Annotated in this window: 28 protein-coding genes, 1 tRNA gene and 2 riboswitches; of the genes, 9 read left to right on the top strand and 20 right to left on the bottom strand. The window is 69.3% G+C overall.

All coding sequences use genetic code 11. From position 1 onward, the window contains the following. Nucleotides 1–23: 23 nt before the first annotated feature. The 3 genes from ACFWV8_RS09385 to ACFWV8_RS09375 are packed head-to-tail and all read right to left on the bottom strand — an operon-like array spanning nt 24 to nt 2,730. A complete protein-coding gene (locus ACFWV8_RS09385; RefSeq protein WP_384199182.1) occupies nt 24–1,040 on the bottom strand; it encodes an ATP-binding cassette domain-containing protein in 1,017 nt (338 codons plus the stop codon). Between the two features lie 36 nt (nt 1,041–1,076). Further along, complete coding sequence (locus tag ACFWV8_RS09380) at nt 1,077–1,937, bottom strand: ABC transporter permease (RefSeq protein ID WP_384199180.1); 861 nt, start codon at nt 1,935–1,937, stop codon at nt 1,077–1,079. Next, nucleotides 1,930–2,730, bottom strand: a complete 801-nt coding sequence (locus ACFWV8_RS09375; RefSeq protein ID WP_329387241.1) for an ABC-2 family transporter protein — start codon at nt 2,728–2,730, stop codon at nt 1,930–1,932. Before ACFWV8_RS09375 ends, ACFWV8_RS09380 begins: the two co-directional genes overlap by 8 nt. A 221-nt stretch (nt 2,731–2,951) precedes the next feature. On the opposite strand from ACFWV8_RS09375, the gene ACFWV8_RS09370 reads away from it, so the two are divergent. Further along, the gene (locus tag ACFWV8_RS09370; RefSeq protein ID WP_384199178.1) at nt 2,952–5,423 is read left to right on the top strand and encodes a transglycosylase domain-containing protein; all 2,472 of its coding nucleotides are present in this window, start codon (nt 2,952–2,954) and stop codon (nt 5,421–5,423) included. 200 nt (nt 5,424–5,623) lie between these two features. Here the strand turns inward: ACFWV8_RS09370 and ACFWV8_RS09365 are convergent, their stop codons facing one another. From ACFWV8_RS09365 to ACFWV8_RS09355, 3 genes are all read right to left on the bottom strand, one after another. Then, nucleotides 5,624–5,944, bottom strand: coding sequence for a DMT family transporter (locus tag ACFWV8_RS09365; protein ID WP_384199176.1), 321 nt, complete (start codon nt 5,942–5,944; stop codon nt 5,624–5,626). 31 nt (nt 5,945–5,975) lie between these two features. After that, nucleotides 5,976–6,036, bottom strand: a riboswitch (guanidine-III (ykkC-III) riboswitch). A 70-nt stretch (nt 6,037–6,106) separates the two neighbouring features. Continuing rightward, a complete protein-coding gene (locus tag ACFWV8_RS09360) occupies nt 6,107–6,409 on the bottom strand; it encodes a co-chaperone GroES (RefSeq protein WP_189107154.1) in 303 nt (100 codons plus the stop codon). Nucleotides 6,410–6,513: 104 nt separating this feature from the next. Next, complete coding sequence (locus ACFWV8_RS09355; protein WP_384199174.1) at nt 6,514–6,861, bottom strand: DUF3618 domain-containing protein; 348 nt, start codon at nt 6,859–6,861, stop codon at nt 6,514–6,516. A 126-nt stretch (nt 6,862–6,987) separates the two neighbouring features. On the opposite strand from ACFWV8_RS09355, the gene bcp reads away from it, so the two are divergent. From bcp to ACFWV8_RS09330, 5 genes are all read left to right on the top strand, one after another. Next, nucleotides 6,988–7,455, top strand: coding sequence for a thioredoxin-dependent thiol peroxidase (gene bcp, locus ACFWV8_RS09350; RefSeq protein WP_329387233.1), 468 nt, complete (start codon nt 6,988–6,990; stop codon nt 7,453–7,455). Between the two features lie 122 nt (nt 7,456–7,577). Beyond that, nucleotides 7,578–9,086: a glycine betaine/L-proline transporter ProP gene (gene proP / locus ACFWV8_RS09345; RefSeq protein ID WP_384199171.1), complete on the top strand. Its 1,509-nt coding sequence runs from the start codon at nt 7,578–7,580 to the stop codon at nt 9,084–9,086. 167 nt (nt 9,087–9,253) lie between these two features. After that, nucleotides 9,254–9,877, top strand: a complete 624-nt coding sequence (locus ACFWV8_RS09340; protein WP_384199367.1) for an HNH endonuclease — start codon at nt 9,254–9,256, stop codon at nt 9,875–9,877. Nucleotides 9,878–9,942: 65 nt separating this feature from the next. Beyond that, nucleotides 9,943–10,794 carry an HNH endonuclease gene (locus tag ACFWV8_RS09335; protein ID WP_384199365.1) on the top strand — a complete coding sequence of 284 codons (852 nt, stop codon included), beginning with the start codon at nt 9,943–9,945 and terminating at the stop codon, nt 10,792–10,794. Beyond that, nucleotides 10,751–10,824, top strand: a tRNA-Leu gene (locus ACFWV8_RS09330). The genes ACFWV8_RS09335 and ACFWV8_RS09330 overlap by 44 nt, the downstream gene beginning before the upstream one ends. A gap of 76 nt (nt 10,825–10,900) precedes the next feature. Here ACFWV8_RS09330 and rdgB read toward each other — a convergent pair. The 4 genes from rdgB to ACFWV8_RS09310 all read right to left on the bottom strand — a co-directional run bounded on the left by rdgB (nt 10,901) and on the right by ACFWV8_RS09310 (nt 13,112). Continuing rightward, nucleotides 10,901–11,503: an RdgB/HAM1 family non-canonical purine NTP pyrophosphatase gene (rdgB, locus tag ACFWV8_RS09325; protein ID WP_329387227.1), complete on the bottom strand. Its 603-nt coding sequence runs from the start codon at nt 11,501–11,503 to the stop codon at nt 10,901–10,903. A gap of 46 nt (nt 11,504–11,549) precedes the next feature. Continuing rightward, on the bottom strand, nt 11,550–11,933 hold the full coding sequence (locus ACFWV8_RS09320) for a hypothetical protein (protein ID WP_384199169.1): 384 nt from the start codon (nt 11,931–11,933) through the stop codon (nt 11,550–11,552). Between the two features lie 101 nt (nt 11,934–12,034). Further along, nucleotides 12,035–12,772, bottom strand: a complete 738-nt coding sequence (rph, locus tag ACFWV8_RS09315; RefSeq protein WP_384199167.1) for a ribonuclease PH — start codon at nt 12,770–12,772, stop codon at nt 12,035–12,037. 106 nt (nt 12,773–12,878) lie between these two features. Further along, a complete protein-coding gene (locus ACFWV8_RS09310; RefSeq protein WP_266545595.1) occupies nt 12,879–13,112 on the bottom strand; it encodes a PTS glucose/sucrose transporter subunit IIB in 234 nt (77 codons plus the stop codon). A gap of 203 nt (nt 13,113–13,315) precedes the next feature. On the opposite strand from ACFWV8_RS09310, the gene ACFWV8_RS09305 reads away from it, so the two are divergent. Both ACFWV8_RS09305 and ACFWV8_RS09300 read left to right on the top strand, forming a co-directional pair. Continuing rightward, complete coding sequence (locus ACFWV8_RS09305) at nt 13,316–14,596, top strand: PTS transporter subunit EIIC (protein WP_384199165.1); 1,281 nt, start codon at nt 13,316–13,318, stop codon at nt 14,594–14,596. 293 nt (nt 14,597–14,889) lie between these two features. After that, on the top strand, nt 14,890–16,152 hold the full coding sequence (locus ACFWV8_RS09300; protein WP_384199163.1) for a PTS transporter subunit EIIC: 1,263 nt from the start codon (nt 14,890–14,892) through the stop codon (nt 16,150–16,152). A gap of 156 nt (nt 16,153–16,308) precedes the next feature. Here ACFWV8_RS09300 and ACFWV8_RS09295 read toward each other — a convergent pair whose 3' ends face one another. Further along, the gene (locus tag ACFWV8_RS09295) at nt 16,309–17,061 is read right to left on the bottom strand and encodes an MBL fold metallo-hydrolase (protein WP_384199161.1); all 753 of its coding nucleotides are present in this window, start codon (nt 17,059–17,061) and stop codon (nt 16,309–16,311) included. Nucleotides 17,062–17,272: 211 nt separating this feature from the next. Between ACFWV8_RS09295 and ACFWV8_RS09290 the strand changes: the two genes are divergently transcribed. Then, the gene (locus ACFWV8_RS09290) at nt 17,273–17,767 is read left to right on the top strand and encodes a type II toxin-antitoxin system PemK/MazF family toxin (RefSeq protein WP_384199159.1); all 495 of its coding nucleotides are present in this window, start codon (nt 17,273–17,275) and stop codon (nt 17,765–17,767) included. A gap of 55 nt (nt 17,768–17,822) precedes the next feature. On the opposite strand, the gene ACFWV8_RS09285 is transcribed toward ACFWV8_RS09290, so the two are convergent. From ACFWV8_RS09285 to ACFWV8_RS09245, 9 genes are all read right to left on the bottom strand, one after another. Next, nucleotides 17,823–18,935: a hypothetical protein gene (locus tag ACFWV8_RS09285; RefSeq protein WP_384199157.1), complete on the bottom strand. Its 1,113-nt coding sequence runs from the start codon at nt 18,933–18,935 to the stop codon at nt 17,823–17,825. 142 nt (nt 18,936–19,077) lie between these two features. Next, complete coding sequence (locus ACFWV8_RS09280) at nt 19,078–20,028, bottom strand: PLP-dependent cysteine synthase family protein (RefSeq protein WP_384199155.1); 951 nt, start codon at nt 20,026–20,028, stop codon at nt 19,078–19,080. After that, nucleotides 20,028–20,345, bottom strand: a complete 318-nt coding sequence (locus ACFWV8_RS09275) for a MoaD/ThiS family protein (protein ID WP_384199153.1) — start codon at nt 20,343–20,345, stop codon at nt 20,028–20,030. The genes ACFWV8_RS09280 and ACFWV8_RS09275 overlap by 1 nt, the downstream gene beginning before the upstream one ends. Nucleotides 20,346–20,437: 92 nt before the next feature. Beyond that, nucleotides 20,438–20,551 (bottom strand): putative leader peptide, encoded by a 114-nt coding sequence (locus ACFWV8_RS09270; protein WP_384199151.1) that lies wholly within the window; start codon nt 20,549–20,551, stop codon nt 20,438–20,440. Between the two features lie 69 nt (nt 20,552–20,620). After that, nucleotides 20,621–21,457, bottom strand: a complete 837-nt coding sequence (locus ACFWV8_RS09265; protein WP_384199149.1) for an ABC transporter ATP-binding protein — start codon at nt 21,455–21,457, stop codon at nt 20,621–20,623. After that, a complete protein-coding gene (locus ACFWV8_RS09260; RefSeq protein WP_384199147.1) occupies nt 21,454–22,506 on the bottom strand; it encodes a FecCD family ABC transporter permease in 1,053 nt (350 codons plus the stop codon). Before ACFWV8_RS09260 ends, ACFWV8_RS09265 begins: the two co-directional genes overlap by 4 nt. 12 nt (nt 22,507–22,518) lie before the next feature. Then, nucleotides 22,519–23,505 (bottom strand): ABC transporter substrate-binding protein, encoded by a 987-nt coding sequence (locus tag ACFWV8_RS09255; RefSeq protein WP_384199145.1) that lies wholly within the window; start codon nt 23,503–23,505, stop codon nt 22,519–22,521. Between the two features lie 40 nt (nt 23,506–23,545). After that, nucleotides 23,546–23,680, bottom strand: a riboswitch (cobalamin riboswitch). Further along, entirely contained in the window at nt 23,680–24,093 is a 414-nt protein-coding gene (locus ACFWV8_RS09250) for a Mov34/MPN/PAD-1 family protein (protein WP_384199143.1), read from the bottom strand. Its footprint overlaps the riboswitch before it by 1 nt. A gap of 127 nt (nt 24,094–24,220) precedes the next feature. After that, a complete protein-coding gene (locus ACFWV8_RS09245) occupies nt 24,221–25,687 on the bottom strand; it encodes an amino acid permease (protein WP_384199141.1) in 1,467 nt (488 codons plus the stop codon). Nucleotides 25,688–25,935: the final 248 nt, after the last annotated feature.

The raw sequence follows: 25,935 nt of genomic DNA, 5'->3' as shown, positions 1-25,935 counted from the left end.
CCTAGTCAAAGGTGAGGCGGACGTCACAGCGCAGTGACCCCAGTAGCCTCCTCGCCCACCGCGGGATCCGGGACCTTTCCTCTGGAGAGCATCTTCGCGATCACCGACTCGATGTCGGGCTCCCGCACCGACAGGTCCATCAGCGGGTAGTCCGCCGCGATCCGCGCCACCAGCGGCGCCGCCGACGCCGCGGCCGGGAAGGCGAGCCACTGCCGCGGCCCCTCCACCTTCACCACCCGTGCCCCCGGCAACTCGACCGGCGGCAGTTCGCGTTCGAGGTCGACCACCAGGGTCCGCTCGCTCTCGCCCACCTCGTGCAGCCCGGCGAGCGCCCCGTCGTACACGAGCCGCCCGTGGTCGATGACCATGACCCGCGCGCACAGCTGCTCGATGTCCGTCAGGTCGTGCGTGGTCAGCAGCACCGTCGTACGGCGCTCCGCGTTCAGATCCCGCAGGAACTCACGGACCCTGGCCTTGGAGATCACGTCCAGGCCGATCGTCGGCTCGTCGAGGTAGAGCACCTCGGGGTCGTGGAGCAGCGCCGCCGCGATGTCGCCGCGCATCCGCTGGCCGAGCGAGAGCTGCCGTACGGGAACGTCCAACAGCTCGCCCAGCTCCAGCAGTTCGACGCAGCGCTCCAGATTCTCCCGGTACCGCTTGTCGGGGATGCGGTACATACGGTGCACCAGCCGGTACGAGTCGATCAGCGGCAGGTCCCACCACAGGGTCGTGCGCTGGCCGAACACCACGCCGATCCGGCGCGCCAGCCTCGTACGCTCGCGCGACGGGTCGATCCCGGCGACCCGCAGCCGGCCCGCGCTCGGCGTCAGGATGCCGGTGAGCATCTTGATGGTGGTCGACTTCCCGGCACCGTTGGGGCCGATGTAGCCCACCATCTCGCCGCGTGCCACGCGGAAGCTGATGCCGTCGACCGCGCGCACCTGATGGCGCTCGCGGCGCAGCACGCCCGCCTTCCGCCGTACGTCGAAGACCTTCTCGATGCCGTCCAGTTCGATGAAACCGGAGCCGTCCGAATCCATTGCGCGTCCCTCTCCAGGCCGAGTTCCCCAGCGGTCCTAACTTCCCGTACTCCGGTACGCCCGCAGCCCCACCCGCCACGCCAGCCCCGCCAGCGCGCAGCACCCCACCGCCACCACCGGCGGCAGGAAGGCGGCCCAGTCCGGCAGCCCCAGCGGATCGTCACGGTCCATCACGTACAGCGCGGGCATCCAGTTGACGAAGGCGAGCGGCACCACGAACGTCACCCCGCGCACCAGGTCCTTCGCGAAGACCGTGGGCGGGTACTGGAGCAGTGTGGTCCCGCCGTACGTGAAGGAGTTCTGCACCTCGGCGGCGTCCTGCGCCCAGAACTGGAACGCCCCGCCCGCGACGAACACAGACGCGAAGATCACCGCACCGCTGAGGATCATCATCGGGACCATCGCCACCTTGAGCGGGGTCCACGCGATGTCGAGCGTCGTCAGCGCGTATCCGAGCACCAGCAGGCCCTGGACGATACGGCCGAGCCGCCGCAGCGCGAACCTGTCCGCCGCGACCTGCGCGAGCACCGGCGCCGGGCGCACCAGCAGGGTGTCCAGCGTGCCGTCCCTGACCCGGCGGCCGAGCCGGTCCATCGACCCGAAGGCAAGGTCGGCGAGGCCGAAGGCGGCGCCCGCCGCGCCGTACAAGAAGGCGACCTCGGGCAGCGAGTAGCCGCCCAGCTGGTCGACATGGGAGAACATCAGCAGGATCGTGACGAAGTCGAACGCGGTCGCCGCGAAGTTCCCGAAGGCGGTCATGGCGAACGACGCGCGGTAGGCCATCGTCGACCGCATCCACATGGCCACGATCAGGCCGTACGCGCGCAGCCCCTCCCACAGAGCCGAGCGCGACCACTCCCGGTCGAACGTCCGTTCCGACGACACTCCGTCAGCCACCCTGCACCACCACCCTTCGCGTCGCCACGGACTGGAGCAGCCGCCCCAGCGCCAGCAGCGCCAGCGCCCACCCGGCCTGGAACGCGAACGCCCCGACCAGCCCCCACCCCGTGTGCCGCCCCAGGAAGACGTCCGCCGGGATCTGGAGCAGCGACGACCACGGCAGCGCCCTCGCGACCTCGCCCAGCAGCCCGGGGAAGAGTGTCAGCGGCAGCAGCATCCCGGAGAAGAACATCCCCGCCAGGAAGGTGATCTGGCCGACTCCCGCGCCGTCCAGCAGCCAGAAAGCCGACAGGGCGACCAGGAAGCGCACGGCGAAGCTGACCACGACGCCCAGGAACACGGAGCAGAGGAACGCGGCCCAGACCAGCGGGTTCTCGGGCAGCGACAGCTCGAAGGCGAGCGCGCCGAGCGCCATCGGTACGATCCCGCGTCCCAGCAGATGGAACGCGGCGCGCCCCAAGTCGCTCGCCAGCCACCACAGTTGGAGATCCGCAGGCCGGTAGAGATCGATCGCCACGTCGCCGGTGCGGATACGGTCCATCAACTCGTCCTCGAAGCCGCCGCCCATCATCGCGCAGGTCATCAGCAGCGACTGGCCGATCCAGACGTAGGTGACCGCCTGCGAGAGGTCGTAGCCGCCGAGCTGGGGTCGCTGCTCCCAGAGCGCCGTGTAGGTGTACGCCACGATGAAGCCGAAGACGGTGTTGGTGAACACCCCCGCGGCCGTGGCGGTCCGGTACGTCGCGTAGCGGCGGAACCCGCCCGCCGCGACGACCGCGTACAGACGCACGTCAGCACTCCCCCTCGGCCCCGTTACGTGTGGTCTCCCCGTGCCGTTTCCGCAGTACGGCACCAAAGCGCCCGACCCTAGCCCAAGAGGGTCACCCACCGCGAGCGGTTATCCGGTCGGTGGCCCCGGGTCCGTTTCGACCGTGTTTCATGGTGCCGCGACCGAATCACCCGGATAGCCCGTAACTACCGATTCGACCCGGCCGAGGAGCCTCCGCACACATGAGCGACGCGCAGCAGCAGGGCTGGCCCCCGCGCGACCCGACCGACCACGGCCGCGGCGAGGGACCGGGCGGCGGCCCCGGCGGCGGGACACTCACCGGCGGGCGCGCCGCGCGCAAGGCCGCCCGCAAGGCCCGCCGCAAGCGCTCCGGCTGGCGCCGGATCTTCCCCACCTGGCGCATGCTGCTCGGGGGGTTCCTGTTCTGCGCGTTCGTGCTCATCGGCGGCTTCATCGCCGGCTACACGCTCGTCCAGATCCCCGCCGCCAACGTCGCCGCCGTCGCCCAGTCCAACGTGTATCTGTACGGGGACGGCAGCCAACTGGCGCGCGACGGCGAGGTCAACCGCGAGAACGTGCCGCTCTCCCACATCCCGAAGAGCGTTCGCCGCGCCGTACTCGCCGCCGAGGACCGGGACTTCTACAACGAACCCGCCATCGACCCGCAGGGCATGGTCCGCGCCGCCTGGAACACCATGACCGGCAAGGGCACCCAGGGCGGCTCCACGATCACCCAGCAGTACGTCAAGAACTACTACCTCGCGCAGGAACAGACCCTCGTGCGCAAGGGGAAGGAGTTCTTCATCGCCATCAAGCTCAACCGCGAGGAGAGCAAGGCGCAGATCCTGGAGGGCTACCTCAACACCAGCTACTTCGGGCGCAACGCGTACGGCATCCAGGCCGCCGCACAGGCCTACTACAGCAAGGACATCCAGGACATCGACACAGCGGAGGGCGCCTTCCTGGCCGCGCTGCTCAACGCGCCCAGCGCGTACGACGTCGCCCTGCACCCGGAGAACACGGGGCAGGCGGAGGGCCGTTGGAACTATGTGCTCGACGGCATGGTCAAGGAGAACTGGCTCTCCCCCGCCGACCGCGACGCCATGGTCTTCCCGCTGCCCGGCAAGGCCAAGCCGTCCACCGGCCTGTCGGGGCAGCGCGGTTACATCGTCCAGGCGGTCGAGGACTATCTCACGGAGAACAAGATCCTTGACGACAAAACCCTCGCCAGCGGCGGCTACCGCATCACCACCACGCTCCAGCGGCCGAAACAGAGGGCACTGGTCGACGCGGTGGACGAACAGGTGACGTCGAAGGTCGACACCAAGCGCGCGGCCGACCGCAACGTACGCGTCGGCGGCGTCTCCATCGCCCCCGCCACCGGCGAGGTCGTGGCCATGTACGGCGGCATCGACTACACGCGGCAGTACGTCAACAACGCCACCCGCCGCGACTACCAGGTCGGCTCCACCTTCAAGCCGTTCGTGTTCGCGGCAGCCGTCGAGAACGACTCACACACCCAGGACGGCGAACAGATCACCCCCAACACCGAGTACGACGGCACCAACAAGCGCATGGTGGAGGGGCCCGACGGGTCCACCGGGTACGACCCGGCCAACGAGGACGACGTCTCGTACGGCCCCGTCAGCGTCAGTGAGGCCACCGACAAGTCCGTCAACGCCGTGTACGCGCAGATGGCACAGGACGTCGGCCCGAGCCGGGTCCGCGACACCGCGGTCCGCCTCGGCATCCCCGACGACACCCCCGACCTCACGGCGTCCCCGTCCATCGCGCTCGGCCCGGCCACGGCGAGCGTGCTCGACATGACGGAGGCGTACGCGACGCTCGCCAACCACGGCCGGCACGGCACGTACACGATGGTCTCGGAGATCACCAAGGACGGTGCGACCGTCGAAGTGCCGCGCGGGCGGCAGACACAGGCCGTCAGCCGACAGGCCGCCGACACCACCACGGCGATCCTCCAGAGCGTCGTGGAGGGCGGTACGGGCACGGCGGCCCAGACCGCCGGCCGTCCGGCGGCCGGCAAGACGGGGACGGCCGAGGACGACAAGGCGGCCTGGTTCGCCGGCTACACGCCCGACCTGGCGACCGTCGTCGCGATCATGGGCGCCGACCCCGAAACGGCGCGCCAGAAGCCGCTGTACGGCGCGCTCGGCCTGGCGCGCGTCAACGGGGGCGGGCCGCCCGCGCAGATCTGGGGCCAGTTCACGGCGGCGGCGCTGGAGGGCACCGCCGCCACGGACTTCGAACTGACGCTGGAGGACGGCGTGGACGAGATCACCCCGCCGGACGACGAGTCCGGCAGCCCCGAACAGCCCGCGTCACCGGGCCGGTCGGAGAGTCCGGGCTCCCCGGACCAGCCCGCGGCGCCCGGCCGGACGGGGGGACAGAACGCGGGCGCGGCGCAGGGCCGGAGCGAGGGCGCCGACACCGGCGGAAACGAGGGCCAGGCCCAGGGCCAGGCGCAAGGCCAGACCTCGGGAGGGACCGACGGCGGCGGAGGCGGTACGGACGGCGGCCAGGGCGACGGCGGTGCGCAGGGCCAGAGCGAGGGCCGGACGAACGGCCTGACCGACGGGCTCATCGGGGGCGGAGGCGACAACGGGGGCGGCGGCGCGGCGGACGGATCCACGGGCAACGGCCCACCCCGCACCTCACGCCCCCGCGAGTAACGCCCGCGTCCGGGGCTTAGGGCGTGTTTGAGAAGTCCCGTCTGGCCCACGACGCCTGGCACGCGCGCTCGCCGCGTTGTCGGAGTCATCCAAGTACGTCCGGTCCATCTACGGGGTTGATCCTCCGCCTTGCGATCGCACGCACCAGACGCCGTAGGCCCCGCCCTTGCGGGCGGACGACGCTACTTCTAAAACACGCCCTAATGGCCGGACGTCGCCTTGAGGCCCACCACGGCCACCAGCAGCAGACAGACGAAGAAGATCCGGGCGGCGGTCGCCGGTTCGCCGAGGACCGCCATGCCGACGACGGCCGCGCCGGCGGCGCCGATCCCGACCCAGACGCCGTACGCCGTGCCGATCGGCAGCGTCCTGGCGGCGTGCGAGAGCAGCAGCATGCTGGCGACGATTCCGGCGCCGGTGAAGAGACTCGGCCACAGCCGGGTGAATCCGTCGGTGTACTTCATTCCGATCGACCAGCCCACTTCGAGCAGACCGGCGACAACGAGCAGGACCCAGGCCATGACGGCACCTCCGAGCGAAACGCGGACAACGGGTGCGTCGTCTTTCGTTTGACCCGGTACGGCGCGTCTCGTCGGGGTCCGGCAAACCTAGCAAAGAGACACCGGAAGGGCCTGGTGACGATGGTCACCAGGCCCTTCCGTGGAGCCTTGTCAGAGTCAGGGTCAGAGATAGAGCCCCGTGGAGTCCTCCGACCCCTCGAACCGGTCCGCCGCCACCGCGTGCAGGTCCCGTTCCCGCATCAGTACGTAGGCCACGCCCCGGACCTCGACCTCGGCGCGGTCCTCGGGGTCGTACAGCACCCGGTCCGCGGGCTCGACCGTCCGCACGCTCTGCCCGACGGCGACCACCTCGGCCCAGGCCAGGCGCCGCCCGACCGCCGCGGTCGCCGGGATGACGATGCCGCCGGACGAACGCCGCTCGCCCTCCGGGATGTCGGTCCTGACCAACACCCGGTCGTGCAGCATCCGGATGGGCAGCTTGTCATGGGAGGAGTGGTGGGAATTGTTGCTCACACCCACGAATTTACCCGCCCGAAGCCGTGCCGTACGCCGGAGGGGTGGTCCCGTCCTCAGCGCCGGCGGCGGCGCGGGCGGCGCGCGGAGACCGCGAGCAGCCCGACCAGTCCGACGACGACCAGCGCCACCGGAACGACCCGCTCCAGCCTCGGGGCGCCGTCGTCCGAGACGAACCTGCCCTTCACACCCGCCACCGTGCGATTCACCGCGACGTACGCCCTGCCCGCGGTCTGGTCCACCCGGGAGACCATCCGAGCCTTCGCGTCGCCCACGATCGTCTGCGGGTGCACCCGCACGCCGATCTCGTCGAGCGTCTCGGCGAGCTGGTCGCGCCTGCGGACGATGTCCGCCTCGATCTGCGCAGGGGTCCTGGCATCCGACACCGCTGCCTCCGTCGTCATGTCCGGTTGGTTGGTCCTTCGATCCTTCGCCTACCCGGACAGTCTGTCAGCTCCACCGCCCTCGCACTCCGCGGCGCTACTACGCTCGGGCCGATACACCTGCCCGCCCCCGTACCGAGGAGAACCATGAGCGAGCGACTTCAGCCCGGCGACACCGCCCCCGCCTTCACCCTGCCCGACGCCGACGGCAACGACGTCTCGCTCGCCGACCACAAGGGGCGCAAGGTCATCGTCTACTTCTACCCGGCCGCGCTCACCCCCGGATGCACCAAGCAGGCCTGCGACTTCACCGACAACCTCGACGTGCTGGCCGGCGCCGGCTACGACGTCATCGGGGTCTCGCCCGACAAGCCGGAGAAGCTCGCCAAGTTCCGCGACAAGGAGAACCTGAAGGTCACCCTGGTCGGCGACACCGACAAGTCCGTCCTCGCCGCGTACGGCGCCTTCGGCGAGAAGAAGCTCTACGGCAAAACGGTGACGGGTGTTATCCGCTCGACGGTCATCGTCGACGAGGAGGGCAAGGTCGAGCAGGCGCTCTACAACGTCCGGGCCACCGGCCATGTCGCGAAGATCATTAAGGATCTCGGCATCTGACGGCCGGGGCCGGCCGGAGCCGCCCGTCGTGCGGCTCCGGCTTGCGGCCGTCACAGCGGCGCGGAGGCTTTCCCTAGGGACGGACGTCCCCGAAGACAGGCCCTGGGAAAGGAAACCGGCCCATGACGGAGCCCGCGCGCGACCAGGCTGCCGACTCCCCGGCGTCCCGACGCCACCCGGCGCTCTTCCGTGCGCGCCGGCGCCGTAAGAACCCCCCGCTGCGCAGGTCCGACATCACCGTCACCGACGAGGCTGCGGTCCAGCGGGCGGTGAAGGCGGCCGCGCTGGGCAACGCCATGGAATGGTTCGACTTCGGGATCTACAGCTATCTGGCCGTCACCATCGGCCATGTCTTCTTCCCCTCCGGCAACGCCACGGTCGAACTGCTCTCCTCCTTCGCGACCTTCGCGGTGGCCTTCCTCGTACGACCACTCGGCGGCATGTTCTTCGGCCCTCTGGGTGACCGCATCGGCCGCAAGAAGGTCCTGGCCATGACCATGATCATGATGGCGGTCGGCACCGGCACGATCGGGCTGATCCCCTCGTACGCGTCGATCGGCTTCTGGTCCCCCGTTCTGCTGATCCTCTTCCGGCTGGTGCAGGGGTTCTCCACCGGCGGCGAGTACGGCGGCGCTTCCACCTTCATCGCGGAGTACGCCCCCGACAAACGGCGCGGATTCTTCGGCAGCTTCCTCGAATTCGGCACCCTCGCCGGCTACGTCGGCGCGGCCGGGCTCGTCACCGCGCTCACCGCCGTGCTCGGCTCCGCGGGCATGGAGGCCTGGGGCTGGCGCGTACCGTTCCTCGTCGCCGCGCCGCTCGGGCTCATCGGCCTCTATCTGCGGCTGAGGCTGGACGAGACCCCCGCGTTCACGAAGATGGAGCAGGACACGGTCCAGGCGACCGAGGCCGCCGATCTGGTCGAGACCAGCACCGCGTCCGATCTCGGCAGGATCTTCCGCGACCACTGGCCGAGGCTGATCCTCTGCGTCTGCCTCGTCGGCGCGTACAACGTCACCGACTACATGCTGCTGTCCTACATGCCGACGTATCTCTCCGACCAACTCCACTACAGCGACACCCATGGGCTGCTCATCCTGCTCGGCGTCATGGTCGCCCTGATGGGGATGATCAGCCAAGTGGGCCGTCTCAGCGACCAGTTCGGCCGCAAGCCGCTCCTGATGGCGGGGATGCTCGGGTTCTTCGTCCTCTCCCTTCCGGCGTTCCTGCTGATCCAGCAGGGCGGTTATCTCGCGATCGTCACCGGGATGGCGATGCTGGGGCTCTCCCTGGTCTGCCTCCTCGGCACGATGTCGGCGGCCCTGCCGGCGCTCTTCCCCACGAGCGTCCGCTACGGCTCCCTGTCGGTCGGCTACAACCTCTCGGCGTCCCTCTTCGGCGGTACGACCCCGTTCGTGATCACCGGTCTCATCAGCCTCACCGGCGACAATCTGATGCCCGCGTACTACGCGATGTTCGCGGCCCTGATCGGCGTCGCCGCGGTGGCCTGTATGACGGAGACGGCGGGCCTGCCGCTGGAGGGATCGCCACCGTCGGTGGGGACGCGGGAGGAGGCGGCGGAACTGGTCCTTTTGCAGGCGCAGGCGCAGGCTTCCGTGCGGTCGTCGTGAGGCGTGGTGTCGTTCTGAGGTTCTGAGGCGTGGGCATGACTTGATCCTCCTCCGTCGCCGCGAGGCACGACCCGAGTTCTCCACATTCCGGTCGTGACCATCCGATTAACGGTTCGTTACTCCGTACGGGAGCGCGAACGTGCGGCCGGATACGGGGCGGAGGAACGATACGGGTGAGATACACACGTGAAGCACTGCGAGAGGCGGCTCGCGCGACCACCAACTTGGACGAGGCTCTGCGCTGGTGTGGCAGAACGCCGACATCCAACAGCCGGCGCTATGCCCGCCAGAAGATGACCGAGTGGGGTATAGACACGACGCATTTCACCTCCGGGCGCGTCCGGCACACCGAGGAACGGCTACGGACGGCAGTTGCCGAGTCGACAAGCGTCAAAGGGGTGCTGAGACATCTGGGCATCAACCCGGTGGGCGGCAACCACTCACACATCAGCAGGCGCATCGCGACACTGGGTATTGACACGACGCATTTCAACCAGGCACGGCGGCAGGCCAAGCGGCCGAAAGAGAATCCACTCCTTCTCCGGACACCGGAGCACGGCCGCGTTCCCGGTAAGCGTCTGCGGCAGGAACTCATCCGTATCGGAACACCGGAGTTGTGCGCGATGTGCGGCATCGGGACTGTCTGGAACGGTCGGCCCTTGAGTCTTGAGGTCGACCACATCAACGGCGACTGGTGGGACAACCGCGCACCGAACCTCCGGTTGCTGTGCCCCAACTGCCACGCGGTGACCGACACGTATCGCGGACGGAAGCGCGGGGCCACGAGGTGAGCAACAAGTACCCACGAGAGACACTGGAGCGAATTGCCGCCGAATCCACCAGTCTTGTCGACCTGATGCGTCGGGTGAACGCCCCCTTGGGAAGCATCCCACGCAGATATCTGCGTCAGAGGCTGGAGTTGTACGGAATCGACACCTCGCACTTCACCGACGAGCCGCTGCCAGTTCGAGAACGACGCAGCTACTCGAAGGAGCGGCTGCAAGAGGCAGCGGCGCATTCGCACAGTATCCGGGAAGTGTTGGAGTACCTGGGCTTCCCACCGGACGACAGCCCCTACGGCCATATACGCAAGAGGCTCGATCAGTTGGGCATCGACACGTCGCATTTCGCCGAAGGACGGAGCGGCCCGAAGCTACTCCCCAGAGACGAACTGACCAGCGCCGTAGCGAAATCCAACAGCATCGCCGGAGTACTGCGCATCCTGGGTATACCCGTCAACGAAACCGGCCGTAAGCAGGTCGATCGCAGCTTGGTGGCCCACTCCATCTCCATCAGTCATTTCGCCGGGCAGGGGCACTTCCGTGGTGTCGCTTCCCGCTACCGGAAGTCGGCGCAAGAGATCCTGACCCGCCTCGCGCCCGGCTCTCCGCGGGTGAGGACCGCACAACTGAGGCGCGCTCTCGACGATCTGGACATTCCACACACCTGTGCCGCGTGCGGCACCGGCGAGCTGTGGCAGGGAAGACGGCTCGTGCTGGAGATCGACCACATCAACGGCGATCGCTGTGACAATCGCCGCGAGAATCTCCGCTACCTCTGCCCGTCATGCCACAGCCAGACACGTACCCACTCGGGACGCGCTCTCGCTCGACAATTCACCTCCGGGCATCCGGCGACAGCAAGTACAGTAAGGGCGCGGACACGCGCCCGTACTCCAACTGGTAGAGAGGCTAGTCTTAGGAACTAGTAGTTGTCGGTTCGAATCCGACCGGGCGCACAAGGTATCGAGAGCCTGCAACCTTCGAAACGAAGGTTGCAGGCTCTTTGTCTGTTCTCGACGTCTGTTCTCGACGTCAGCCCAGCAGCTCCCGCACCGCCGGTACCAGCGCGCGGAAAGCCTTGCCCCGGTGGCTGATCGCGTTCTTCTCCGCCGGGGTCAGTTCCGCGCAGGTGCGGGTGTCGCCGTCCGGCTGGAGAATCGGGTCGTAGCCGAAGCCTCCCGTGCCCGAGGGGATGTGACGCAGGGTGCCGTGGAGTTGGCCTTCGGCCACCCGTTCCGTGCCGTCCGGGAGTGCGAGGGCCGCCGCGCAGGCGAAGTGGGCCGCGCGGTGTGGGGGTGTGATGTCGGAGAGCTGGGCCAGCAGCAGGTCGAGGTTGGCGCGGTCGTCGCCGTGGGTGCCGGACCAGCGGGCCGAGAAGATGCCGGGGGCGCCGCCGAGGACGTCGACGCAGAGGCCGGAGTCGTCGGCGACGGCCGGGTGGCCGGTCGCGCGGGCCAGGGCGTGGGCCTTGAGCAGGGCGTTCTCGGCGAAGGTGACGCCGGTCTCCTTGACGTCCGGGATGTCGGGGTAGGCATCCGCGCCGACGAGGTCGTGGGTGAGACCGGCGTCGGCGAGGATGGCCTTGAGCTCGGAGAGTTTCCCGGCGTTGCGGGTGGCGAGGATCAGACGCGTCATGCGCCGATTATCCGCCCCTGGCCGGGTGCTCCGTTACGGGGTTCGGCTACGGGGTGCAGACCTTGCCGATCTCGGTGGCCGCGTCCGTCACGGGCGTGAGGTCGGGGGTGGCGTCACCGTTCTCGATGGACTCACGGACCGTGCCGACGCCGGTGGTGAGGTCGTCGACTGCCTTGCCGAGGTCCGCGTTGTCGGTCTTGTCCTGGAGCTTGTCGAGCTCGGTGTCGATGTCGTCCAGGGCCTCCTGGGCCTGCGTCGGGTCGTCCGCCGCGGTGGAGATCGCCTGCTGGAGCTTGTCCACGCTGGTGGCTATGGCGTCGGCGGTCTGGACGCAGTCGAGTGCCTTGTCGAGTGCGCCACAGCCGGCGGCTCCCGTGAGCGTGAGCAGGACGGCGGCTATGGTCACCGCGGTGCGTCGGCGCGAGGCCATGGGTCGGTTCCCTCTCTTGGTACGGAAGGGCGTACGGGCAGGTCCGTACGCCCCTGAGTCGCGACTGTAACGACGCGGCACCGGCGTACTTGGTTGCTTCTTTACCTGTCGAGGGCCTCTTCGAGCACCGCGGTCTGGAGGGTGGCGAGTTCCGCGCAGCCGCCGGCGGCGAGGTCGAGGAGGGCGCCGAGTTCCTTGCGGTCGAAGGGCTCGGCCTCGGCGGTGCCCTGTACTTCGACGAAGCGGCCGTCGCCGGTGCAGACGACGTTCATGTCGGTGTCGGCGCGCACGTCCTCCTCGTAACGGAGGTCGAGCAGCGGCGCGCCGTCGACGATGCCGACGCTGATCGCGGAGACGGTTCCGGTGATGGGCTGCCGGCCGGCCTTGACGATCTTCTTGGCCCTGGCCCACTCGACGGCGTCGGCGAGGGCGACGTACGCCCCGGTGATGGCTGCGGTGCGGGTGCCGCCGTCGGCCTGGAGAACGTCGCAGTCGAGGACGATGGTGTTCTCGCCGAGTGCCTTGAAGTCGATGACGGCGCGCAGTGAACGTCCGATGAGACGGGAGATCTCGTGGGTGCGTCCGCCGATCTTGCCGCGTACGGCTTCGCGGTCGCCGCGGGTGTTGGTGGAGCGGGGCAGCATCGAGTACTCGGCGGTGACCCAGCCTTCGCCGCTGCCTTTGCGCCAGCGCGGGACGCCTTCGGTGACGGAGGCGGTGCAGAAGACCTTGGTGTCGCCGAAGGAGATGAGTACGGATCCTTCGGCGTGCTTGCTCCATCCGCGTTCGATGGTGACGGGTCGGAGCTGTTCGGGGGTGCGGCCGTCGATTCGAGACATGGGTGTGAGCCTAACCGGACCTGGGACATGGGTGAGGGGCTCGTTCCGGTTCCCCGCCTTACCTGCGGTGGTTGTCCGGATCGGGCCCCTCGAACTCCTCAGTCGTTCACATCATGTCTTCGATGTCGGCGGCGATCGGGTCGGCGTCCGTACCGATGACGACCTGGATCGCGGTGCCCATCTTGACGACGCCGTGCGCGCCGGCGGCCTTCAGCGCGACCTCGTCGACCTTGCCCGGGTCCACGACCTCGGTACGGAGGCGGGTGATGCAGCCTTCGATCTCTTCGATGTTCTCGATCCCGCCGAGCCCGGCGACGATCTTCTCAGCCTTGCTGGCCATGTCCTGCTCCCTGCTGTTCAAGGGGTGGTGTCCCGGGTCACCGTGGATCCGATTTTTCACGTTAACGCACAGTTGGCCCATCTTCGCGGGCGGGTGATCGACCCATACCGAAAGATAACGGTCACCAGTGATACGCCTGCCGGGGCCCGGCCCCGGGAGCGTATCGCAACTGGTCTACACCACTGTGCCACGGGAGGACGCGGATGAGTTCGACGGGTGCCGACGCGTCAGCCCTCCCCCCGGTACCCCGGCGACGATGGTGGAACGGTCTCTTCCAGGGGCTCCAGAAAGTCGGGCGCAGCCTCCAACTGCCGGTCGCCGTACTCCCGGCGGCGGGTCTGCTGGTCAGTCTGGGCAATCTCTTCGACGCGTATCTGCACGGCGCCTTCTGGGACAAGACGACCGCGGTCTTCCTCCAGGGCGGAAACGCCATCCTGGACGGGAGCTTCGGTCTGCCGCTGCTCTTCTGTATCGGGGTCGCGATCGGCTTCGCCAAGAAGGCGGACGGATCCACCGCGCTCGCCGCCGTCGTGGGCTTCCTCGTCTACCACAACGTGCTGGTGGCGTTCCCGGCCGACGGCACGGTCACCGACGAACTCCCGGAGGGCAATCCGCAGAACCCCGGTGTGCTCGGCGGCATTCTGATCGGTCTGCTGACGGCGGTGGTCTGGCAGCGTTTCCACCGTACGAGGCTGGTGGACTGGCTCGGGTTCTTCAACGGCCGCCGCCTGGTGCCGATCCAGATGGCGTTCCTGGGGGTGGTCATCGGGGTGGCGTTCGGGCTGCTGTGGCAGCCGGTGGGTGACGGGCTGACGTCGTTCGCCAAGTCGCTGATCGATCTGGGCGCGTGGGGCGCGGGCATCTTCGGTGTCGCGAACCGGCTGTTGATCCCGATCGGGATGCACCAGTTCCTGAACACCTTCTTCTGGTTCCAGGCGGGCGAGTTCACGACGGCGGACGGGACCGTCGTACAGGGCGACCTGACGCGGTTCTTCGCCCAGGACCCGTCGGCGGGGCAGTTCATGTCGGGCTTCTTCCCGATCATGATGTTCGGCCTGCCGGCCGCCGCGCTCGCGATCACGCACTGCGCGCGGCCGGAGCGGCGCAAGCAGGTGGCGGGTCTGATGGTCTCGGTCGCCCTGACGTCGTTCGTGACCGGCGTCACGGAGCCGCTGGAGTTCTCGTTCATGTTCGCCGCGCCACTGCTGTACGGGCTGCACGCGCTGCTGACGGGTGCGTCGTTGGCGATCACCTGGGCGCTGGGGGTGCACGCGGGCTTCAGCTTCTCGGCGGGACTGATCGACTACGTCGTCAACTGGCATCTGGACACGAAGCCTTGGCTGATCATTCCGATCGGGCTCTGTTTCGCGGTCGTCTACTACGCGGTCTTCCGGTTCACGATCACGAGGTTCGACATCCCGACTCCGGGGCGGGAGCCGGAGGAGCTGGCGAAGGAAGCGGAGAAGGAGAACACGCAGAGCTAAGCGTGCAGAGCTGACCGCGGGCGGTCTCCGCCCGCCATGAGGGCCCTCGGACCGCCCGGTCCGGGGGTCCTTTTCGCACGTCCGCCGCACCCCCGCCGGCCCCCGCCCACACCCGGAAGCGCCGAGTCCAGATCGAGAGATTACGAAGCTTCCTTATTAAACCCTCACCATGCTACAACTGGTCTACACCACTCATAGGTGTAGACCACATGGCCGCGCGCCGTGTTCCCCGGGTCGCCGCCACTCCCCGTCTTCCCTGCTCACGGCGGTGCCTTGTCCTCTGGAGGAAGTTGATGTCCACGGCCAGCGCCGCCCCCGCGGCCAAGAAAAAGGGCTCCGGCGTGATGTCCGTCATGCAGCGCATCGGCCGCAGCCTCATGCTGCCGGTCGCCGTGCTGCCCGCCGGCGCTCTTCTGGTCCGCCTCGGCAACCCCGACATGCTCGGGCGCGAGTCGTTCCCCACCTTCATCACCAAGATCGCCGGTTATATGGCCGCCGGCGGCGGCGCGATCCTCGACAACATGCCGCTGCTCTTCGCCGTCGGCATAGCCATCGGCTTCGCCAAGAAGTCGGACGGCTCGACCGCGCTCGCCGCGGTCACCGGCTATCTGGTCTTCCAGAAGGTGCTTGCCACTTTCACGGACGGAAACCTGCCGCAGGTCGCGAGCGTCGTCGACGGCAAGATAGTCATGTCGGACGCCCCCGTGAACGCGGGCGTCCTCGGCGGTGTCGTGATGGGCATCGTGGTCGCCCTGCTCTACCAGAAGTTCTACCGGACCAAACTGCCCGACTGGGCGGGCTTCTTCGGCGGCCGTCGTCTCGTCCCGATCCTCTCCGCCTTCGCGGGTCTGCTCATCGGCATCGTCTTCGGTCTCATCTGGCCCGTACTCGGCGCCGGACTGCACAACTTCGGTGAGTGGCTCGTCGGTTCGGGCGCGGCAGGCGCCGGCATCTTCGGTGTCGCGAACCGCGCGCTGATCCCGATCGGCATGCACCACCTGCTGAACTCGTTCCCGTGGTTCCAGGCCGGTTCGTACGAGGGCAAGAACGGCGACATCGCGCGCTTCCTCGCCGGAGACCCGAGCGCCGGACAGTTCATGACCGGCTTCTTCCCGATCATGATGTTCGCGCTGCCCGCCGCCTGTCTCGCGATCGTCCACTGCGCCCGCCCCGAGCGCCGCAAGGTCGTCGGCGGCATGATGTTCTCGCTCGCGCTCACCGCGTTCGTCACCGGTGTGACCGAGCCGATCGAGTTCACCTTCATGTTCATCGCGCCGGTGCTGTACGCGATCCACGCCCTGCTGACCGGTGTCTCCATGGCGCTGACCTGGGGGCTGGGTATGAAGGACGGCTTCGGCTTCTCGGCCGGCGCTGTCGACTTCTTCCTCAACCTGGGGATCGCGACCAACCCGTGGGGCCTGGCGCTGGTCGGACTCTGTTTCGCGGCCGTCTACTACGCGGTCTTCCGCTTCGCCATCGTCAGGTTCAACCTGCCGACGCCCGGCCGGGAGAGCGACGAGGAACTGGCCGAACTCCAGAAGGCCGAGGCCAAGTAGCCTCCGGCACAAGGTGCGTACGACGGTGCCCCCGGTCCTTCCGGATCTCGAAGTCCATCGCGCCCCTTCATCTGGGGTGTTGCGACGACCACTAGAACTCAAGTTCCCGGCCGGGGGCACCATCGTATGCACGTGTCAGTACGGGCGGTTCGGCGTTCAGATCTCGTACACCGCGCCGGGCGTGGCCAGTTCGGCCGGGCCGCCGTACTCCTTGCGCGCGTCGTTCAGGTTCCGCTCGGCGTCGGTCCACGGGGGGATGTGCGTGAGGACGAGCCTGCGTGCCCGCGCGCGGGCGGCGTGTTCGCCGGCCTCGCGGCCGTTGAGGTGGAGGCCGGGGATGTCCTCCTTGCCGTAGGTGAACGCGGCTTCGCAGAGGAACAGATCCGTGTCGTGGGCCAGCTCCACCAGGGCCTCACTGACGCCCGTGTCGCCGGAGTAGGTGAGCGATCTGCCGTCGTGCTCGACGCGGATGCCGAACGTGTCGACGGGGTGGGCGACCTTCTCCGTACGGACCGAGAAGGGCCCGATCTCGAAGGAGCCCGGCTTGAGCGTGTGGAAGTCGAAGACCTCGCTCATGGACTTTTCCGTGGGGGTGTCCGCGTGCGCGGTGGTCAGGCGCTGTTCGGTGCCGTCGGGGCCGTAGACGGGGATGGTGTCGCAGCGTCCGCCGTCGTGGCGGTAGTAGCGGACGACGAAGTAGCCGCACATGTCGATGCAGTGGTCGGCGTGCAGATGGCTGAGGAAGATGGCGTCGAGGTCGTAGAGACCGCTGTGACGCTGCAACTCGCCGAGGGCACCGTTGCCCATGTCGAGGAGCAGCCGGAAGCCGTCGGCCTCTACGAGGTAGCTGGAGCAGGCCGATCCCACGGAGGGGAAGGAGCCCGAGCAGCCGACGACGGTGAGCTTCATGGAGCGTGAACCTCCGTGGCGTGGAAGGGGGGCGACGGGGGTCGTTCGGTCTGTCGAGCGTAAGGCGCTGAACGGCTGGTCGCTCCTCCACACCGGCCTGTTGTGGGGGAACTCACCTGCTCTGTCACCGGTTCGGGCGGACCCTGCGGCCTGGTGAAGGGCCGGGGATCGCACGGCGCCGGGGCGGCGGCGCGGCGGTACGGTCTGGGGCATGGACACGTCCTGGTGGGTGGCTCTGATCGTGGTGGTGGTGCTGGCGATGGTCGCCACGGTCGTGGACGGGCGGGGCCGGAGCCCGAGGCCGCCGCGCGGGCGCTCCCGGCCGCCGGGGCGTACGGACCGCGGACCCGCCGGAACGAGGCCGGGAACGAGGCCCGGGGACAGGGCGGGCGGCCGGGGGCCGAAGCCGGGCGAGATCTGGTGGGCGATGGTGCCGTACGAGGACGGGACCGGGGAGAAGGACCGGCCCTGTCTGGTGCTCTCGGTACGGGGCCGTACGGTGCTGGTCGCGAAGATCACCAGTAAGTTCCACGAGGGCCGCCCCGGCGTGATTCCGCTGCCGCCCGATGTGGTGGGCGACACGGGGGGACGGCGGAGCTATCTGGAGACGGACGAGCTGCGGAGGGTGGATTCGCGTGCGTTCCGCCGCCGGGCGGGCGCCGCGGATCCGGGACTCTGGCGGCAGGTCCGGCATCTGGCGCGCTGACGGCCGGCTGCCGGCGGCCCCGGACACCCCTCAGGTCCTGTCGGCGGGACAGGATCTAGGGCAGCGGCGCCGTCGGGTACCGCGGCGGGGCGTACGGACGTGGGACGTGGCGTGTCAGGGCGATGGCCACCAGCATCGCGGCGCCGGCCGCGAAGGAGCTGGTCAGGCTCCAGCCGAGGGTGGCGTCCCGGTAGTAGTCGGGGAGCCGGTCGTACTGGATGCCCGCGAGGTCGCGCAGCTGGATGTACGCGGCGATGCCGAGCAGCGCGAGCGCCGCGCCGCGCGCCGCCGGGGTTCCCAGCAGCAGCAGGACGCCGACGACCAGGAACGCCGCGATGAGCGCGCTGGTGTAGTACGTGAAACCCGCCGAAGTCCCGTATCCGCCACGGGCGTTGATGTTGAGCAGTTCGTGCCACCACTCGGCGAAGGCGCCCCGGCCCCCGGCCGGCCCGACGGCCTCGTTGAACTCCCGCAGGTTGCGCGCGTACCAGAATCCCCGCACCGCGCCGATGAGGATCAGCAGGACACCCGCGGCGCGCAGGCCGCCGGTCACCGGCTCGCGGGGCAGCTCGCGCTCGCGGGCGACCAGCATCAGCGTGATCACGGCCACGGCGGCGAGGAAGGCGAACAGATAGGTGAGCACGATCAGCGTGCCGTGCTCGGACGCGAACATGCCGTCGCGGTACGGGGTACGGGTCAGGCCGATGAGCTGGCGGGCCCCGACGCCGAGGAGCAGGAACGCGAGGAGCAGCGCGGCGCCGCGTGCGAGACGGCGCAGGGCGATGGCGGCGATGCCGACGACGAGCAGGGCGACGGCGAAGGCCCATTCGTGGGCGGTGAACACGAGCAGCGGCCGGGCCGGGTCGTTCATGACGAGGCTTTCGAGGAGCCCGTCCGCGTCGGCGTTCACGGTGATCACCATGTCGGTGATCCAGGCGGCGAGGACGCAGGCGAAGACGATCAGCAGGATGCCGGAGGCGATGTACGGGCCCCGATACCGGCGGTCCGCGCGACCCGGCGGCTCCGGCGGCGCGAAGGGCTCGGGCGGACCGAAACCGGCCGGACCGTGGCCGGGCGTGCCGTGGCCGGGCGCCCCGTAGGCGGGCGGCCCGAAGCCGGGCGCGCGGTGGTCGGAAGGGCCGTACCCGCCGCTCCAGCGGTCGTCCATCTCTGTCCCCCGTGGTGTCGGTGCGCGTGTATCGACACCGATCGTCACGGTGGGGAGCCGTAGCGCAACAGCCCCCGCACGGGGACTGTTGCACCACTGTTGCTCCGCCGACTCAAGTGCTCCGCCGGCTCAACCCGTCGGCTCAGGCCCAGAGCTGGCCCTGAAGGGTCTCGATCGCCTCTTCGTCCGTGGCCGCCGTGTAGACGCCGGTGGAGAGGTACTTCCAGCCTCCGTCGGCGACGACGAAGACGATGTCGGCGCTCTCGCCCGCGGTGACGGCCTTCTTGCCGATGCCGATGGCCGCGTGCAGGGCGGCGCCGGTCGAGACTCCCGCGAAGATGCCTTCCTGCTGGAGGAGTTGGCGGGTACGGATGACGGCGTCGGCGGAGCCGACGGAGAAGCGGGTGGTGAGGACGGACTCGTCGTACAGCTCCGGCACGAAGCCCTCGTCGAGGTTGCGCAGACCGTAGACCAGGTCGTCGTAGCGCGGTTCGGCCGCGACGATCCTGACGTCGGGCTTCTGCTCGCGCAGATAGCGGCCGACGCCCATGAGTGTGCCGGTGGTGCCGAGGCCGGCCACGAAGTGCGTCACGGACGGCAGGTCGGCGAGGATCTCAGGACCGGTGGTGGCGTAGTGGGCGCCCGCGTTGTCGGGGTTGCCGTACTGGTAGAGCATCACCCAGGTCGGGTTCTCGGCGGCCAGCTCCTTCGCCACACGGACCGCTGTGTTGGAGCCGCCCGCCGCCGGGGACGGGACGATCTCGGCGCCCCACATGGCGAGCAGTTCGCGGCGCTCCTGCGAGGTGTTCTCCGGCATCACGCAGATGATCTTGTAGCCCTTGAGCTTCGCGGCCATCGCGAGCGAGATGCCCGTGTTGCCGCTGGTCGGCTCCAGGATCGTGCAGCCGGGTGTGAGCCGCCCGTCCTTCTCCGCCTCCTCGACCATGCGCAGCGCCGGGCGGTCCTTGATGGAGCCGGTCGGGTTGCGGTCCTCCAGCTTGGCCCAGATCCGGACGTCGTCCGACGGCGACAGGCGTGGCAGCCGTACGAGAGGGGTGTCGCCGACGACCGCGAGCGGGGAGTCGTACCGCATCAGAGCGCGGGCATGTCGGGCATCGGCGTCTCGGGTGCGCCGCCCGCGACGGCGGGGAGGATGGTGACGCTGTCGCCGTCCGAGAGCTTGGTGGAGATGCCGTCCAGGAAGCGGACGTCCTCGTCGTTGAGGTAGACGTTCACGAAGCGGCGCAACTGGTCGCCGTTGTCGGCGTCGACGATGCGCTCGCGGATGCCCGTGTGGCGGGTTTCGAGGTCGGTGAGCAGCGCCGCGAGGGTGTCACCGGTGCCCTCGACGGCCTTGGCTCCGTCTGTGTAGGTGCGGAGGATGGTCGGGATACGGACCTCGATGGCCATGGCGTGGGCTCCTGTCGGAAAAGAGGCGTGACGGGCGCGCGGCTCTGCCCCCGCGCGGGGGGTGGTGCTCGGGATGGGCGTGCTGCCGCGGCTCAGGCGGTAGTGCCGGCCGTACACATGGCGCTGGCGAGTCGGCACAGATCGACGTGCAGGCGCGCCACCAGCAGATCGCCTGGTGTCTTGTCGCTCACGTCGTGGGAAACCATGGGGTCATCGTATCGATTCCCGGTCCGCATCCCGGTATGTGATCTCGGATGATGGACGCTGGACGTTCGTCAGATGGACTTGGCAGGCGAACCGGCCCCCGGGGCCGCCGGTGACGGGGGCAGATAGACAACGGTGGGCGCGCCTGTGCGGGGGTGGGGCGCGACGTCGGCCGTCACCTCGTAGACGTCGGCGAGGAGTGCGGGGGTCAGGACCTCGGCCGGGGTTCCCGAGGCGACGACCGTACCCGCCTTGAGGACGTAGAGCCGGTCGCAGTAGTACGCGGCGAGATTGAGGTCGTGCAGGGCCAGCAGATTGGTCGTGCCCAACTCCCTTATGAGGGAGAGGACTTCGAGCTGGTGACGGATGTCCAGATGGTTGGTCGGCTCGTCCAGGACGAAGAGCGCGGGCCGCTGGACCAGGGCGCGGGCGACCAGGGCGCGCTGGCGTTCGCCGCCGGAGAGGGACGGGAAGGCGCGGCCGGCGAGCGGGGCGATGCCGACACGGTCCAGCGCGGCGTCGGTGAGGGCGGTGTCGGCCGCCGTGTCCGCCTCCCAGAAGCGCCGGTGCGGCGAGCGGCCCATGGCGACGACCTCGCGGACGGTGAGTTCGAACTCGGTCTGCCCGTCCTGCGGGACGGTGGCCACGCGCCGGGCGCGCGCCTTGGCCGTCATGGTGTGCAGGTCGGCGCCGTCCAGGAGCGCCCGGCCGTGGGTGGGGCGCAGCGTGCCGTACACGCAGCGCAGCAGGGTCGTCTTGCCGCTGCCGTTGGGGCCGACGAGCCCGACGGTCTCGCCGGGGGCGGCGGTCAGGTCGACGGCGTCGACGAGGTGCCGGCCGTCGCCGACCCCGTACGACAGGCCCTCCACGCGCAGTGCCGCCGTACGGGGGCTCGTACCAGGGCTCATACCGGGGCTCCTTCGGGACGGCGGCGCATCAGCCACAGGAAGAACGGCCCGCCGGTGAGCGCGGTGAGGACGCCGACGGGGATGTCCTGCGGCGCGGCGACGGTACGGGCGGCGAGGTCCGCGACCACGAGCACGACCGCCCCGCCGAGCGCGGCGACGGGCAGCAGCGGCCGGTGCGCGGCCCCGACGGCCATCCGCGCGGCGTGCGGCACGAGCAGCCCGACGAAGCCGATGGCCCCGCTCGCGGCGACCATCACGCCGGTGACCAGCGAGGCGAGGACGAACACGGCGGCGCGGAAGCGCGCGGTGTCCAGGCCCAGTACGGTCGCGCCCTCCTCCCCCACCAGCAGCAGGTCCAGCGGCCTGGCGAGCGCCATGAGGACGGCGGTCCCGGCGACGAGGACCACCGCCGGGACGGCGAGCATGCCCCAGCGGGCGCTGCCGAGCCCGCCGAGCGACCAGAACAGCGCCTCCTGGAAGTGCTCGGGCCGGGCCGAGACCACCAGGATCAGGGTGGTGAGGGCGGAGAGGATGTAAGAAACGGTCACCCCGGCCAGCACCAGGCGCCCGCCGGTCATCGTGCCGCCGCGCCGGGCCAGCGCGTAGACGAGGGTCATCGCGACGAGCGAGCCCGCGAAGGCGGCGGCCGGCATGGCGACGGTGGTGGTGATCCCGCCGCCGATACCGCCGCCGATGCCGAGGACCAGGACGAGTACGGCGCCGGTGGACGCCCCCGAGGAGATCCCGAGCAGGAACGGGTCGGCCAGCCGGTTGCGTACGAGGGCCTGGAGGACCGTCCCGACGACGGCCAGCCCCGCGCCGACGATCGCGCCCAGCAGCACGCGCGGCAGCCGTACGTCGAGGACGATCGTGCGGAAGGGGCCGGCCTCGGCACCGCCGGTGAGGATCGTCAGGACCTCGCCGGGCGGGATACGGACGGAGCCGAGCGCGAGCCCGGCGACGACGGCGCACGCGAGGGCCACGGAGAGCCCGGCGAGTACGAGGACATGGCGCGGCCCGCGCCGGACCGGCTTGGTCTTGCAGCTCATGGCGGGAAAGCCCTACTCGCCCGCCTCCGGATGGAGTTGGGACGCGAGCCGCCCGACGGCCGCGGGAGCGCGGACGCCGAGGACGGCGTCCGAGAGCGGCAGCACGGCGAACCGCTTGTTCCTGATCGCCGGGACGTCCTTCAGTACGGGGTCCTCCAGCAGCCGCTTCTTCTTCTGGGCGACGGTGGTGGAGCCGTAGTCGTAGATGACGATCGTCTCGGGCTTGCGGGCGACGACCTGCTCCCAGGTCGCGTCGCCGAAGGGCTTGTCGAGGTCGGCGAAGACGTTGCGCCCGCCCGCCCGTTCGATCAGTTCGTTGCCGATGCCCGCGCCGCCCGCGGTGAACGCGGTCTTGTCGCCGCTGTCGTAGACGAAGACGGAGACGGGCTTCATGCCCCCCAGTCCGGCGGCGGTGGTGGCGAGCGTGGCGCGGGCCCCGGTGGTCCACCTGGCGGCGCGGCCCGCGACGCCGAAGGTGCGGCCGACCTCGTTGATCTCGCGGAAGAGGTCGTCCATGGGGGTCCCGTCCTCGGGGCAGCCCTCCAGGTTGAGCCGGGTGTCGATGCCGGCGTCCGCGAGGTCGTCGCGGGTGCGGCCGTCCTTGGCGGCGAAGGCGCTGGTGTAACCGCCGTAGACGAAGTCGGGGTTGAGGGAGAGGAGTTTCTCCTTGGAGGGGTACTCCTCGGCGACGACCGGGACGCTGTCATACGCCTTCCGGTACGCGGGCAGGACGGCGTCGTCCAGCCAGGCGGTGCCGACGAGGGACTTGGTCAGACCGAGCTCGATCATGATCTCGGTGACGTGCTGGTTCATCGTGACCACACGCTTCGGGGGCGCCTCGAAGGTGGTCTTCACACCGCAGTTGGTGACGGTGTACGGGAATCCGGCGGCCGGTGCTCCGGCGCGCCCGGCCGGTTCCGGCGTGGAGCCGCAGGCGGCGAGCGGGAGCAGCAGCGGGAGCAGGGCCGCCGGTATGAGGGCGTGGCGCCGCAAGGACATGACTGGGCCTCCTCCGGGGGATTTCCGCGTCCCCTGGCATGGTGGGAGAAGGGCGACAGGTCAGTTCCTGGCTTCCGGGCCCCCGCTCGCGCGGAGGGCCTGGTCACAGTGGCGGGACCGTGCCGGATTCACACCGGCTTCCTGGGTCCTGCCGCCCTGGGTGGCGTCAGTCTCTCAGACGACTTCCACGTCCTCTTCCGTGACCTCGCCGTCGACGATGCGGTACGAGCGGAACTGGAACGGGCCCATGTCGTCCGTGTCGGCCGTGGAGACCAGGACGTAGTGGGCGAACGGCTCCATGGCAAGGCCGATGTCGCGGCGGGAGGGGTACGCCTCGGTCGCGGTGTGGGAGTGGTAGATGACCACGATGTCTTCGTTCCGCTCACGCAGTTCGTTGTCGAGCTGCTTGTGCTCGATCGAGTCGAACTCGTAGAACGTGGGCGAGCGGGCCGCGTTGCGCATGGGGATGTAGCGCTCGGGGCGGTCGCTGCCCTCGGGGCCCGCGATCACGCCGCACGCCTCGTCGGGGTGGTCGGCCCGTGCGTGGGCGACGATCTGGTCGTACAGCGCCTGGGTGATGGTGAGCATGAGTCGAAGGATAAACGGGTGGCCTCCGCTGTTGAGATGCGGAGGCCACCTGGTGAGACGGTGGGCGGGGCGCCGGTGAGACGCACCGCCGGACCTGCTGTGGAAGGCCCGTCGAACGGGCCGCGTGTCAGTCCGAGACCTTCGCGTACTCCGGCTCGTACGGGCCCTCCGGCCCGTCCACGGGGCCCGCGGGCTCCGGGGCGCGGCGCCCCAGCAGCGCCCAGCCGCCGGCCAGGAAGACCGCCCAGACGGCGCCGACGTACAGCGAGATACGGGCGTCGGAGTCGTACGCGATCAGACAGGTCACGAAGGCCAGGAAGACCAGCGCCACCCAGCTCAGGGCCGAGCCGCCCGGGGCCGGGAACGAGGAAGCGGGCAGCCGCCCTGCGACCACGGCGGAGCGGTACTTGATATGGCTGACGAGGATCATCATCCAGGTCCAGATACCGGCGGCGGTGGCGACCGAGGTGACGTACAGGAACGCCTTCTCGGGGACGACGTAGTTGAGGACGACGCCGATGCCCATCAGCGCCACGGACGCCGTGATGCCGGCGGCCGGTGTCCGGCGGGAGTTGAGCCTGCCCAGGGTCTGGGGCGCTTCCTTGTTGGCGGCGAGGTCGCGCAGCATCCGGCCGGTGGAGTACATGCCGGAGTTGCAGGACGACAGGGCCGCCGTCAGCACCACGAAGTTGACGATCCCGGCGCCGAGCGGAATGCCGATCTTGGCGAACGCGTGCACGAACGGGCTCTCGCCCTCGCTGAATTCGGTCCACCGCACGACGGCGAGGATGACGGTGAGCGCGCCGACGTAGAAGACGATGATGCGCCAGGGCAGCGTGTTGATCGCCTTGGGGAGCGTCTTCTCCGGGTTCTCCGACTCGCCCGCGGTGACGCCGACGAGTTCGACGGCGAGGTAGGCGAACATCACGCCCTGGAGGGTCATCAGGCTGGAGCCGATGCCGTTGGGGAAGATGCCGCCGTGCTGCCAGAGGTTGCCGGTGGCGGCGGTCTCGCCCGCGTCCGAGAAGCCGAGGGTCAGAACGCCGAGACCGATGACGATCATCCCGATGATCGCGGTGACCTTGACCATCGAGAACCAGAACTCGACCTCGCCGAAGATCTTGACGGAGATCAGGTTGACGCCGAAGAGCACCAGGAGGAAGACGAGGGCGCTGACCCACTGCGGGATCGAGGGGAACCAGAAGTGGATGTAGATCGCCGCCGCCGTGAGTTCGGCCATGCCGGTCACGATCCACATGAGCCAGTACGTCCAGCCGGTGACGTAACCGAAGAACGGGCCGAGGAACTCGCGGGCGTACTCCGCGAACGAGCCGGAGACCGGCCGGTAGAGCAGCAGTTCGCCGAGCGCCCGCATGATGAAGAAGATCACCACGCCGGCGAGGGCGTACATCAGGATGATGCTGGGCCCGGCCTTGGCGATGTTCGCGCCGGCGCCCATGAACAGGCCGACGCCGATGGCGCCGCCGATCGCGATCATCTGGACCTGGCGGCTGCCGAGTCCGCGTTCGTAGCCCTCCTCCGAGGTCTTTCCCGAGGGGCCTTCCGAGGTGCTGTCGACCTGTGGGGAGGTCATGGTGATGCGCCCTTTCTCCCTGCCTGTGCCGGTGGTCGTGAAGATTTACCACGGCGCGGGCGGCGATCCGCGGAGGTCGCTGTGGCGCGGCACACAGGAAGAAGCGGACGAATCGCATCCCGGATCGCAAAGCATGCGGGGGCGGGGACGCGATCGCCATACGGAGTTGAGCGTCCGCCGACGGAAACGGAAGGTGTCCGTCCGAAGACGGTGTGAGGGCCTGGCGAAGACGCCGTGACGGGCGCTTC

It is taken from the genome of Streptomyces sp. NPDC058665 (assembly GCF_042714995.1).
GTDB lineage: Bacteria > Actinomycetota > Actinomycetes > Streptomycetales > Streptomycetaceae > Streptomyces.
This window is presented reverse-complemented; position numbering and strand designations above follow the sequence as displayed.